We start from the raw sequence: 13751 nt of genomic DNA on the forward strand, positions 1-13751 counted from the left end.
GTACCGGGGCCGGGGGCACCGGGGCCTCGACCGGCGCGGTGGCCACGGTCGCCGGGGCCTGGGCCGCCGCGGTCGTACGGGCCGACGGTTCGAGGTGGCCGGCCAGGGCGCCGACCGTGCTGTGCTCGAAGAAGACCATCGGGTCGACCTCGAAGCCGTCGGCGGACAGGGACGCGGACAGCTCGACCGCCATCATCGAGTCGAGGCCCAGTTCCAGCAGATCGTCCTCGGGCGCCACGTCGTCGACGTGCAGGACCTTCTTCAGAGCCGTGGTCAGCGACGGCCACAGCCCGCGTTCCGGTGTCACAGCGGTCATCGGTTCTTCCTTCGCGTTGGCGGCGGCGGACAGGACGTAGTGCGCGGGAGGGCGGCCGAGGACGGTGCGCAGCAGGGCGACACCGCTGTCCGCCGTGAGGACCGGGACGCCGTGCGCGGCGGCCTTCGGGGCGATGTCCTTGCCCATGCCGACGCTCCACAGCCCCCAGCCGAGGCTGAACCAGGGCTCTTTGTCGGCGCGCCTGCGGGCGGCGTAGCCGTCCAGGTAGGCGTTCGCCGTGGCGTAGGCGCTCTGCCCGAGATTGGCGTGCACGGAGGCCACGGACGAGAAGAGGGCGACGAAGTCCGGTGGGCCGCTCCCGGCGATCAGGTCGGCGATCGCGTGCACCCCGCCGATCTTGGGGCCGAGGACGTCCTCGACCTGGTCCGGCGTCAGGTTGCGGGCCAGGCCGTCCCGCAGCACGCCGGCGGCGTGGAACACGCCGTCGTAGCGTTCGGCACCGTCGAGCACCTTCGGCAGGGAACGGACGTCCGCGGCCACGGTGTCCAGGTCGCAGCGGGCACCGAGCCGGTCGAGCCGCGCCCGCGCCTCCCCAGCGTCCGGGACGGTCCGGCCCACGAGCGTCAGATGGGCACAGCCTTCGGCCGCCAGGAACTCCGCGACCCGCAGACCGATGCCGCCCATGCCTCCGGTGATGAGGAAGCGTCCGTCACGGAAGCGGGGAGCCTGCGCGCCGCTGCCGGACGGCGGCTGCGGTGCGCGCTCGCTCGGTTCCAGTGCCGGCCGGTACCAGCTGCCCGCGCGGCGGGCGAGTTGCGGCTCGGCGTGTCCGAGCACGTCCTCCAGTGCGCTCGCCGTGAGGTCGGCGCCGGCTTCCAGGTCCACCAGGCGCACGGTGGTGCGGGGGTGTTCCAGGCGCACGGTGCGGCCGAGCCCCCACAAGGAGGTCATGAAGGGGGCGACGGTCTCCTCCCCCGCCACCTGGTGGGCCCCGCTGGTGACGATCAGCAGATCCGGCATCGGCGGACGTGCCGCGAGCCGCCGTACCAGGGTGAAGACACCCTGCAGGGCCTCCCTCACCCGGTCCTCGCTCACCGGGCCGCGCGGCGCGGCGTACACCACCGCGCCCACGGGGGTCCCGTCGAGAAGGTCGTCAAGGCGCTCCCGGGTCAGCTCCGCCGGCGTCAGGTGGACGACGGACCGGCCTTCCGGCGCCGGTATCCGCTGCGGTGAGACCAGCAGCAGGGCGCCTTCGGACGCCCGTGGGGCGACGGCCGGCTCGGTCTCCCGCCAGACGACGGTCTCGATCGAACCCGCCGCGGATCGGCCCTGCTCCCCCGCCGCCCTGGCCGGCGCTTGTGCCGCAGGTGACTTGAGCACGATGCGGTCCAGTTCGAGCAGTACCTCGCCCTGCTGGTTGCAGACGGTGGCCCTCCCTCGTACGGCACCACCCCGGGACCCGGCCGTCGCCTCCCGCTCGACGAGGGCGAGGACCGTGCCGGAGATCCGCCGGCGGGCCACGAGCCGGCCCACGTACCAGGGCAGGCAGGCCCCGGCCGCCCCGCCGTCGAGCATGCCCAGTGCCTGGAAGACGCTGTCGAGCAGGGGCGGCGGCACGAACCGGGTCCCGTGCAGGTCGTCGTCCGCACGCAGGACCACCAGCATGCGGTCCGGTCCCAGGTGCGCGGAACGGATCGCCCGGTAGGCGGGCCCGTACGTGATGCCGCTGGCCTGCCGCCACGCCGCCACGTCCGTCAGCGGGACGGACTGCGTGCAGCCGGTCCGCAGTCCGGCCAGGTCGACGTAGCGGGGCGGCGGCAGGGGCGCCCCGCGAGCGCGCGCCGTGCTGTGCTCGACCGGCGCGCCGCCCGCGTCGGCGTCGAGCGAACGGAGCGAGCACTGCCCGTCGTCGGCCATCACCACCCTCAGGTCGACGCCGGGGCCCGTCACCCGCAGCGGTGCGCGGAAGGTGACGTTCTCCAGCGTCCACACGCGGTCGGGCCGTCGGGCGTCGCAGGCGCTCAGCACGGCGTCGATCTGGGCGGCGGCCGGGACGACGGGCGTGTCACCGATCCGGTGGTCGTGGACCATCGGATCGTCGGCGGCGAGGTGGATCCGGACGCCGCTCATGTGCGGAGGTCGAACCGCTCGGTGGCCTTGACCAGGCCGTTCACCTGAATGTCGACGGCATGCTCGCCCGCGTAGTACCGGCGGGTCTGTACCTCCTTGAGGGGGTGGATCTTCTGGACGACCCGCCGTTCGCCGGCGGCGAGTTCGAGGATCGTCAGCTTGAAGACCTTGGGGATGCTGCGGCCGTTCTTGCGCACGTGGTGGACCACGTAGTCGACGGTGACGCTGTGGGCCCGGTCGTCGGCGTTCTCCACGGTGAACTCGATGACGAGGGTGTCCCCGACGGCCACCGCCCCGGGGGTGACGCGCAGGCCGGACACGTGGACGAGCTCGCCGCCCGTCGCCCCGAGGATGGCCAGGGCCTGCTGGTCGCCCTTCTTCACCAGGGTGCGCAGGGCGTGCTTCACGATCCAGTTCGTCTCGGGGGTGGGGCTCTCCTCCAGCCAGCGCAGGGCGGTGGCGAGCGCGACGTCGGGGGTGTCCTTGGAGATGTCGTTGAGGTTGTTGGCGACGGACTTGCGCACGTACTCCGAGGGGTCGCTGCGCAGGGGTTCGAGGATCTCCAGGACGGGCTGCGGGTCCTTCACGAAGACGTCGAGGGTGCGGGCCCAGGGCAGGCGCGGGCGGATGCCCTCGCTGGCAAGGCGCCGTACGTTGTGGCTCGGGCTGTGGGCCCACTCCGCGACGCGCTTCATCGTCATCGCGTAGTGGTCGTCGACGAAGGGCCTGATGGCGTACTCGCCGGTGTGGCGCCGGGTGATCTCCTCGATGGCGTCCAGGGACACCTCGGGGTGGTCGCGGCCGTACTCCTCCACGAACCTGGCCACCGGCATGAGGAACCAGCTGGTGTTGAACATGCCCTCGCCCTCGGCGAGTTCGTCCCCGAGGATCGACACGAGCACGGCCACGGCGGTGGGGTAGTCCTCGGGGAGCCGGGTGCGCAGTCCCTCGGTCAGGACGAGGACGCGGTCCTTCAGTTCCTTGCCGGGGATGCGCTGTTCGACTTCCGCGGCGTAACCCTCGATGTCGAACTCGGGGTGGGCGGCGCGGACCTTGCCGCCGATGAGGCGCGCGGCCTCGCCGTTGAAGTGTCGCTTCAGTCCGTATTCGCTAGCCATGGTGCTCGGGCCTTTTCGTCTCGTGCGGGTGGGTGCTGTCGATGGTCGTGGTGTCGGGGCCCGGGGCATCGGGCGCGCCGGGTGTGATCCAGAACCGGCGGCGCCTGAAGGGGTAGCCGGGGACGGTGGTGACGCTCTGGCGTTTGCCGTGGTGGAGACCGGTCCAGTTCAGGTCCGTGCCGGTGTGGTTGTGGTGGGCCGTCAGCGCGGCGTGGAACTGCGGCTGGTCCTCGCGGCCCCGCTGGAGCGTGGTGATCCACGCGGGGTCGAGATCGGAGCGCGCCTCGGCGAGCGTGGCGCGGGCGAGCGGGATCAGCTGCGGATGCGGACCGATCTCCCACACGGCGTGGGGGCCCGTCTCGGCCAGCGTGGTGACGGCCTGGCCGAAGCGGACGGCGCGGCGGATCGCCTGGGCCCAGTGCCCGGGATCGGTGACGGTGACGTCGCTGTGCCAGTCGCCGGTGAGGGTGCTGACGAAGGGGATCGCGGGCGGCGCGAGCGGGGTGGCGGCCACGGCGTCCGCGAAGGGGGCGAGGGCCGGTTCCATCACCGCGGAGTGGAAGGCATGGCTGACCGTCAGGGGCTGCACGCGGGAGGGGCTCTGCTCGCGGAACCGGGCCATCACCCCTTCCGGGCCGCTGATGGTGTGGACGCGCGGCGCGTTGTGGGCGGCGATCTCGATGCCGGGGTACGCCTCCAGCTCGGCCGTGAGCGAGTGGACGTCGGTGTGGACGACGGCCATCGTGCCGGTGGCGGGCTGGGCCTGCATCAGCTCGCCGCGGAGCGCGGTCAGCCGCAGCAGGTCGGGCAGGGTGAGCACGCCGGCCGCCCAGGCCGCGGTCAGTTCGCCCAGGCTGTGCCCGGCGACCACGTCGGGCCGGACCCCGGCCGCCCGCAGGGACGCGACCAGGGCGACCTGGACGCTGACGATGCCGATCTGCGCGTACCGGGTCTGGTCCAGCACATGCCGGGCGTCGCCGTACAGCAGGTCCAGCAGGGGCACGTCGGTCCAGGGGGTGAGCAGGTCGGCGCATTCGTGCAGCGCGTCGCGGAAGTGCGGCTCGGTCGCCTTCAGGCCCTGGCCCATACCCGCGTACTGCGAGCCCTGCCCGGTGAAGAGGAAGGCGGTGGTTGTCGCCGTTCGGATGTGCCGCGTCGGCGGGGTGGTCCCTGAGGCGACCTCGGCCAGCCGGGCGGCCAGTTCGCCGGCGGTGGCGCCGTGCACGGCGGTGCGGTACCGGTGGGCGGTCCGTGCGGTGTTGGCGGTACGGGCGAAGTCGCCGAGCCGGTCCTCGGCGGCGCCGGCCAGGTGGTCGGCGTAGGCACCGGCCAGGTGGTCGGCGTAGGCACCGGCCAGGTCGCGCAGGGTGGCCTCGTCCGCCGCGCTGACCCGCACGATGTGGCTGTCCTGCGGGTCCGGGGTGTCCTGGGGCACCGCCGGTGGCTCCTCGACGATGACGTGGGCGTTGACACCGCCCATGCCGAACGCGCTGATCGCGGCCCGCCGCGGGTGTCCGCCCCTCGGCCAGGGCCGCAGGCGGTCGGCAAGGTAGAAAGGAGTGTCCTCGAAACGAATGTGGTCATTGGGACGGGTGACGTGCAGCGTCGGCGGAATCACCCCGTGCTCCATCGCCAGCAGAGCCTTCACCAGACCCGCCAGACCCGCGGCCGGCTCCAGATGACCGATGTTCGACTTCAAAGACCCGATCGCACAGAACTGCGCACGATCGGTATGCCCACGCCAGGCCCGGGTCAGCCCGTCCACCTCGATCGGGTCACCCAGACTCGTCCCCGTACCATGCGCCTCCAGCAGCCCGATCGTCTCCGGCGAGACATCCGCATCCCGCAGGGCGGCAGCGACGACGTCCCGTTGTGCGCGGGGGCTCGGGGCGGAGTAACGGGTCGTACGGCCGCCGTGGTTCACGGCCGCGCCCTTGATGAGGCCCCGGATCGGGTCGCCGTCCCGCCGGGCGTCGTCGTGGCGTCGCAGGACGACGGCGACCGCGCCCTCTCCGGGGACGAAGCCGTCGGCGGTGCTGTCGAAGGCACGGCAGCGGTGCCGCGGTGACAGGGCCATCAGATCGCCCATCGAGCGGAAGTACTCGGGGCTGATGGCGGCGTGCACCGCGCCGATCACCGCCGTGTCGATGTCGCCGGCGCGCAGGTGCTGCAGGGCCGTGTGCACGGCCACCAGCGAGGAGGAGCAGAGGGTGTTGACGAGTCCGCTCGGGCCGTGCCAGTCCATCAGGTAGGACAGCCGGTTCGCGATCATCGCCTCCAGGCCCAGGCCCCGGCCGTCGGGGACGCCGTGGCGCGCCCGCTCCTCGTGGTAGTGGTCGTGGCTGTACGCGATCCACAGACCGGTCCGGCTTCCCTCGGCCCGCTCGCCGGCCCGTCCCCCGTCCTCCAGGGCCTCCCAGATCGTCTCGTACACGATCCTCGCCTGGGGGTCGATCAGGGGCGCTTCCCGGGGTGAGATCCGGAACGGGCCCGGGTCGAACTCGTCCACGGCCTCCAGGAACGAGGCGTACGGAGCGGGTCCGTGCGGCGCCCGGCTCCAGCGGCCGTCGGGCAACGGGCGTACGGTGTCCCGCCCTTCGCGGAGGAGGCCCGCGAAGTCGGTCAGGGTGCGTGCGGTGGGAAGGCGGACCGCCGCGCCGACGACGGCGATGTCGCGGGAGCGGGGGGTGCCGGGCGTGGGCGTGGATGCGGGTACAGGGCCGGGTGAGGGTACGGGGCGGGCTGCGGACGTCGCGGTGGGTGGGCGGGGGGTCGGGGTCGGGTCCGCGGGCGTTCCGGGTGCGACGGACACCTCGTCAACCGCAGGCGGTTCACCGGGCGTTGACGCCTTGTCGGCCGGGCGGGGCGACGGGACCAGCGTGGCGGCCAGGTCCGGGGCCTCGGTCAGGACGAAGTCGGCGAACTGGCGGGGCGTCGGGTACTCGAAGAAGACCGTCGGGTAGAGGGACAGCCCGAACTCCTGTGAGATCCGCTCGCTCAGTGACACGAGGCCGACCGAGTCGAACCCCGCGGACAGGAACTCCGTGTCGGCGTCCTCCGCGGAGGTGCCCGTCAGCTCCAGGAACCAGGCGAGCACCCGCCCGGGTGCCGGCAGCCGGTCGGCTCGCGCCGCGGGGGTGGGGCGGGTGAGCGGTGCCGCAGCCGGGTTTCCGGGTGCCGTCGCGGCGGCACCGACACTCGCGGCCGTACTGCCGGGCGCCGTCACGGCCGTCTCACCGGGGGCCGCCTCAGCCGTACCGCCGGACGTCGCCACAGGCGTACCGGAAGGGGCTGCTGCCGTAACGGCGGCCGCTGTTGTCGCCCTGTCACCGGGAGCGTCCTCAGCCGTCCCGCCATGCGCCGCAGCCCTGTCGAGCGGCAGTGCCGTGGCGGCTCGCTCGGCCGGCGCCCCCTGCCCGCCGAACGCCTCCAGCGGCACCCGCTTGGACGACATGTCGCCGAAGACCAGCAGCGGCCGGCCCTGCGCGTCGGTCACCGTCTGCGTGACGCGGCAGGCCTCCTCGTTCCAGAAGGCGATCTCCGTGCGGACGTAGGCCGCGTCGTCCAGCGGGCCGTGGACGTCCACCCTGCCGGCCGAGAGCGGAATGAACGCGGACGCGTCGGCGGCGCCGAACACCGGGTTGTCCGGGGCGATCGCGGCGATGGTGACGCTGTCGAGCAGACCCGGGAACAGCTGGACGCCGGGCGCGTGCATCTCCCGCTGGCGCCGCCCTTCGATGCGGGCGAGCGTGCCGCCGTCCGGGAGGCCCGCCACCCAGGAGATGTTCCGGTAGTAGCGGCCGTGGTGGTAGCCGATCCGCCGCAGCCACCGGTAGAGACCCGAGCCGGCGTGCACCTGGGCGCAGGAGCCGAGCAGCGAGGCGACCGGTACGGGGGCCGGCTCGGCGGTGGGCTCGCGCAGCAGCCGGCCGGTGACGAAGGGGCCCCCGTTCCGGTCGTCCTCCACCGTGAACTGCCCCTGCGCACCGACGCGGCACATCACGCGGCACGCGCCGGAGGGGATCAGCGGGCGGTGGAACAGCAGGTCCCGTACTCCGTGGAAGGGTTCGCCGCGCAACGCGGCACCCTCGCGAAGGAACTCGAACCACGCCACACCCGGCAGCATGATCCTGCGGTACACGGCGTGCTGCGCGACGGGCGCCTCGCCCGGCCCGAAGACCCGCGCGAAGACGTATCCGGCGGCTCCCTCGTCCCGCACGAGCTCCGCGGGCGCGCCGGGTTCGGGCGAGCGCAGGGGCTCGCGCAGGTCCAGGGCCCGTCCGCGCGGCTGGGCCGACGGCAGCAGGCGCTTGTGCCACGCCGTGTCCCGTTGGTGTGCGGCCCAGTCGATGTCCTGGCCCGCCCGGAAGAGGTCGGCGGTGATCGCGGCGAGCACCGCGGCCACCTCCCGGTCGTCGTGGGCCCGGGCCAGGCGGGCGCACAGCTCGCCGTCGGCAGTGGGCTCGTGCGCGGGCTCGGGGGCCGGGTCGCCGTCGTGGCGGAGGACGTCGGCCAGCGCCTCTTCGAGCGGTACGCGGCCCCAGGCGAAGTCCCGCACCGCCTCCCACCCCGGGGGCAGGTCCACCGCACTTTCCGGCAGCCCCACGTCACGCAGCGCCACCGTGAGGGCGACTCCCCCGCTGATGCGCAGCAGTTCGCCGGAGAAGTCGGCCAGGCGCACGCCGGTCGCCGTCTCGAGGAGGCCGGTGATCTCGTGCACGGGAGGCACCGAGCGGTCGAGGGCGACGAGCCAGGCGGGGGGTGCCTCGTCCGCCTCGGGACGGACCCGTACGGCGAGCCCCCCTGGCGCGGCGGAGTCGGGAGCGTCGTTCCGCAGGAGCCAAGCGCGCAGGGCGGACGTCAGCTCCGTGGCGTCGGCTCCGGAGACGGCCACCCGCTCGGAGCGGTGCGGACGCGCCAGGCGCGCGGTGGCGCACACGTCGTCGAGGTCGCCGGCCACGGTGGGCAGGAACTCGATCCACTGCGCGGCCAGTTCCCGCAGCGCGTACGGGGTGTCGGCCGACAGGGGCAGGAGGTGGACCGCGCGGGACGGCCCGTCGGTGCGGCCCCGCTCGCGCGGCGCCGGGGGTACGGCTTCGGCGACGACGTGCGCGTTCGTCCCGCCGAAGCCGAATCCGCTCACCGCGGCCCGCCGCACGGGCGCCTCGGGCCAGTGGCTGTGCGTGGCGGGGAGGTGGAAGGGGCTGTCGGCCAGGTTGAGGCGGGGGTTGGGGTCTTCGACGGTGAGCGCCGGGACGATGCCGTCGCGCAGCATGACGATCACCTTGGCCAGTCCCGTCAGGCCCGACGCCGAGTGCAGATGGCCGATGCGGCGCTTGAGGGAGCCGAGCGCCACGGAGTTGCGGGGCACGCCGAGCCGGCCGAACACCTCGGTGAGTGCCCGCGCTTCGATCGGGTCGCCGATGGCTGTGCCGGTGCCGTGGGCCTCGACGTACTGGACGGTCGCCGGGTCGATCCGCTCGTACACCTTGCCCAGCAGTTCGACCTGGGCTTCCAGGTTCGGCGAGGTGACGCCCATGGTGCGGCCGTCGTTGTTGACCGCGGTCGCGGCGATGGCGCCGAGGACCAGGTCGCCGTCGGCCAGTGCCGCCCTCATCGGCTTCAGGACGAGGGCGACTGCTCCCTCGCCGGGCACGTAGCCGTTGGCCCTGCGGTCGAAGGTCCGGCACAGGCCGTCCGGGGACAGGGCTCCGGTGCGGGAGAGCAGGACGAACGTGAGCGGGTCGATCAGCAGGTCGACCGCGCCGACGACAGCCAGCTCGCAGGCCCCCGCCGTCAGACTCTGGCAGGCCAGCCAGACGGCCGAAAGGGAGGACGAGCACGCGCTGTCGACGACGAGACTCGGGCCCGCCAGGTCGAACCGGTCGGACAGCCAGGCCGCCATGAAGTTCTGCGACCGTCCCCACAGGGAGGCGGCCCGCGGCCCGTCGGTGGGGCCGGGTGCCGGGGTGCCGGCCGGGCCCCGCGTGCCGTCGGCGCCCAGGCCCCGCCCGTGGTCGAACCCGTACGCGTTCATACGGGCGCCGATGAACACGCCCGCGTCGAGCCGCCGACGGGCCCTCAGGTAACCGGAGTCCTCCAGGGCCCGGGCACCGACCTCGAGCATCACGCGCTGCTGCGGGTCGAGGAGGACGGCGTCCTCGGCGGTCATGCCGAACGCCTCGTGGTCGAAGGAGAACGGATCCAGCAGGAAGGCACCACGGTGATGCGTGCCCTGGTGGGCGCTGTCCCCGAGGTACAGCTTGCGGTCCCAGCGGCTCGGAGGGACCTCGTCGACCTCGACCCCGTCGTGCCTCAGCAGCGCCCCGAAGTCCACGACGTCCTCGGCCCCCGGGAGCCGCAGCGCCATGCCGATCACGGCGATGCGGCTGTCGAGCTCGCTCACAGCGGTCCTTTCGTTCGGCTCCGTCGTCATGGCGTCACCGGTCCCGGTCACGGGTGAGCAGCGGATTCAGCAGGGCGCTCAGGGCCGAGACGCGCTGGTCGTCAAAGGCCACGGAGCGAACCGGGGACGCCTCCCCCGCGAGGGCCGTGGACCGGCCCGAAGCGGCCGCGGCGAGACCGGCCGCGATGTCGTCGGCCGTACGGGCCCGCATCAGCAGGGACGGATCGACGGTGAGGCCGCCGCGCTGCTCCAGGGCCGTGGTCAGCTCGGCGATGACCAGGGAGTCCAGGCCCAGCGCCTGGATCGGGCGGTCGCCCGGGTCCTCGCCCAGAACGTGCACGAAGGCGTCGCGCACATGACCGCGCATCACCTCGTGGTCCCGTCCGCCGGTCGTCGGCGGGGAGATCACGGTACGGATCTCCGTGGCCGCGCCGCACGTCCCGGACTGCGCCGCGACCCGCGCCGGCACGGCGGGAGCGCCGGGCTCTTCGGGCGTGGGAGCGGTGCCGGGGAAGACGACCGCGCCGCCCGACCGTACGTGGTCGAGGAACGCGTCCGCCGCCTCGTCGGTGCCGATGGAGTGCGCGGCGGAGTAGGACGCGTCCGCCTCCATGCCGGTGCCCGTCCAGTTGGGCCACGCGTGCGCGGTGACCGTGGTGGCGGTGCCGTTCTCGCTTTCGGCCAACGCCAGTTGGTAGGCGTTGGCCAGGCTGTAGTCGACCAGGCCCCGGCCGGCCCGGGCCTGCGTGCCCGCGATCGAGGACACCAGGACCGCGAAGTCGGCGCCCTGCTCCTGAGCCAGGCGTACGGCGTTCAGCGAGCCGGGGATCTTCGGGGCGATGACCTTCGCGGCGTCGCTCCAGGGCCGGCGGTGCATCGCGCCGAAGGGGTTGACTCCGCCGGAGCAGTGCACGACACCGAGCAGGCGGCCCCAGCGCGCCCCGAACTTGCGCGTCACGGCGGCCAGAGCCGACGCGTCGGAGACGTCACAGGGCAGGTACTTCACCTCTGCCTGCCTCGACTGCTCCCGCAGCGGTACGCAGTGGGCATCGTCGATCACGGACCGCCCGACCACGCCGATGCGACGCGCTCCCCGGTCGACGAGCCGACGGATCAGCTGCTGTCCGACCGCGCCGAGTCCGCCGGTCACCAGGTAGTAGCCGTCACCGGACGGCTCGTAGGACGGACCGGGCGGGGCGGTGACCGTCTTCGGCACGTACCTGATGCCGTGGCGGTAGGCCGCGACGGTGCCGGAGAGCGGGTCCGTGCCCGGATCGGCGTCGGGGCCGTGGAGCAGGGCCGCGTACTCGGCGGCGACGTGCCGGGCCCGGACGTCGGCCGGGTCTGCCGGGTCCAGGTCGACGACGGCGGAGTGCTTCCGGCTCTCCGCGCAGGCCGCCCGTACGGCCATGGCCATGGCGGCGGCCTCCGGACGAAGCCGTCCGCGTTCCGCCTCGTGCACGGCCGCGCCATGGTGTCCCGCCCAGAGCAGCTTCCCCTGTGCGGGCAACGCCTCGACGAGGGCGCCGAGTTCGGACCAGAACGCGCTCAGGTCGTACGGCTCGGCGGCCTGTCGTCTGGGGGTGTCCACCACGACGACCGTGTCCGCGCTCAGGCCGGTCTCCTCGACGACCGTGCCCCGGTCGCGCAGAGCGGCCGTGAGCGCGTCCCGCAGTGCGGGGTCCGTGGTGACGAGGCGCACCGAGGAATGCCGCAACGGGGGTGCAGGAGGTGGCAGTTCGCCGGAGCGCCACTCGACCCGGAGGGCTTCGGGGCGGTGCCCGGCTTCTGCTTCTGCCGTCGCGCCGCCGGCCGTGGCGGCGGTTCCGGCTGCGGCTGCCTCGGGGACGGTCGATGCCACGGCCTCGTGCATGTGCCAGTGCTTCTGCGCAACGAACGGATACGTGGGCAGGTCCGCGACCCGTGCTCCGGGCGCGGACAGCGCCGCCCATTCGACGTGCGCGTATCCGGCTCTCACCATGGCGACGACGGCGGTGTGGCGGTCCGGTTCCCCGGCCGCAGCCGTGTCCCCCAGGGCCTGTTCGGCGGTCAGGCCGCTGTCGACGCGGGCGATCGGCACTCTGCCGGCGGCGACGGCACGCAGCGCCGTCGCGAGCTCGGCGGCGTCGCAACCGCTCACGGCCGTCTGGAACTCCAGGGGCGAGCGGCCGACGTTGGCCGTGTGGCAGAGATCGGCGGTCTCCCAGTCGTCGCGTGCCGTGTCGAAGCGGTCGGCGTAGGCGGTGGCGAGGGCGCGTACGGCGACGTCGTCGACGCCGGTCACCCGCACCAGATGACTGTCCTGGACCGCCCCCTCGCGGACCGGCACCGCCGGTGGCTCCTCGACGATGACGTGGGCGTTGACGCCGCCCATGCCGAACGCGCTGATCGCGGCCCGCCGCGGGTGTCCGCCCCTCGGCCAGGGCCGCAGGCGGTCGGCAAGGTAGAACGGAGTGTCCTCGAAACGAATGTGGTCATTGGGACGGGTGACGTGCAGCGTCGGCGGAATCACCCCGTGCTCCATCGCCAGCAGAGCCTTCACCAGACCCGCCAGACCCGCGGCCGGCTCCAGATGACCGATGTTCGACTTCAAGGACCCGATCGCACAGAACTGCGCACGATCGGTATGCCCACGCCAGGCCCGGGTCAGCCCGTCCACCTCGATCGGGTCACCCAGACTCGTCCCCGTACCATGCGCCTCCAGCAGCCCGATCGTCTCCGGCGAGACATCCGCATCCCGCAGAGCCCCGGTCACGACGTCCCCTTGCGCGCGAGCGCTCGGCACCGTCAGCCCGCTCGTGCGGCCCCCGTGGTTGACCGCGCTCCCCCGGATCACACCGCGCACCCGGTCGCCGTCACGCAGGGCCGCCGCCAACGGCTTCACCACCAGCGACACCACACCCTCACCCGGCACGAACCCGTCCGCCGCCGCGTCGAAAGCACGGGACGCACCCGAAGGTGACAGAGCCCGCAGATTCGCCATGGCCACGTAGTGCAACGGCGACACGGCGACCCGGACACCTGCGACGACGGCCTGCTCGCACTCGCCGTTCCTGATGCTGCGCAGCGCCGTGTGCAGGGCCACCAGCGACGACGAGCAGAGCGTGTCCACCGTCATGCTCGGACCGTGCAGGTCCAGGAAGTGGCTGAGCCGGTTCGCGAGGAAGGCGTTGTGGTTGCCGAGGCCGCTGTGGGCGTCCAGTTCCGGCGCGATGTTGTAGTCCCGGTAGTGCTGGTAGCTGGCGCCCACGAACACGCCCGTGGACGACGGCGGTTGACGCGGCGGGAGGCCGGCCGACTCCAGTGCCTCCCAGGTCGTCCGCAGCAGCCAGCGGGCCTGGGGGTCGAGCACGTCGGCCTGCTTGGGGAAGAAGTCGAAGAAGCGGGCGTCGAACTCCTCGACGTTGCCGAGGAAGCCGCCTACGTCGGACTTCGAGCCCTCCGCGTACGTCCCCCAGCGGTGAGCGGGTGCGGGGCTGATCTCCGTGCCTCCCCGGGTGAGCAGCGACCACAACTCTGCCGGGTTCCGGGCGCCGGGCAGGGCGAGGGCGAGGCCGATGACGGCCATGTCCTTCGGGTCGGGCGTGGGATCGGCGGTGACCGTGGGCGTGGCGAGTGCGGCGGTCCTCCCGGGCGGGTCGGTCTGCTCGGCGACACGTGCGGCCAGGGCGCGGCAGTCCGCCACGTCCAGGACGTCCGTGGGGCTCAGCCGTACGCCGTGGGTCTCCTCGATGCCGGCCGCGATGGCCGTCGCGAGCATCGAGTCGAGCCCGGCGGAGGACAGCGAGGTGGTGGGCGTGACGCCCGGATCATGCAGGGC

4 protein-coding genes are annotated in these 13751 nt (G+C 73.3%); all 4 read right to left on the minus strand.

What is annotated here, in order from left to right; translation table 11 throughout:
- Positions 1 to 2407: SDR family NAD(P)-dependent oxidoreductase (locus ACWGI8_RS26270; protein WP_453664504.1), on the minus strand; the 2407-nt coding region annotated here is incomplete at its 3' end.
- Positions 2404 to 3525: a DNA alkylation repair protein gene (locus tag ACWGI8_RS26275; protein ID WP_453664506.1), complete on the minus strand. Its 1122-nt coding sequence runs from the start codon at positions 3523 to 3525 to the stop codon at positions 2404 to 2406. The genes ACWGI8_RS26270 and ACWGI8_RS26275, both read right to left, overlap by 4 nt.
- Complete coding sequence (locus tag ACWGI8_RS26280; RefSeq protein WP_453664507.1) at positions 3518 to 9931, minus strand: beta-ketoacyl synthase N-terminal-like domain-containing protein; 6414 nt, start codon at positions 9929 to 9931, stop codon at positions 3518 to 3520. Before ACWGI8_RS26280 ends, ACWGI8_RS26275 begins: the two co-directional genes overlap by 8 nt.
- A 34-nt stretch (positions 9932 to 9965) precedes the next feature.
- Positions 9966 to 13751 (minus strand): SDR family NAD(P)-dependent oxidoreductase (locus ACWGI8_RS26285; protein WP_453664509.1); only part of this gene is annotated, 3786 nt, incomplete at its 5' end.

The organism is Streptomyces sp. NPDC054841 (genome assembly GCF_053611045.1).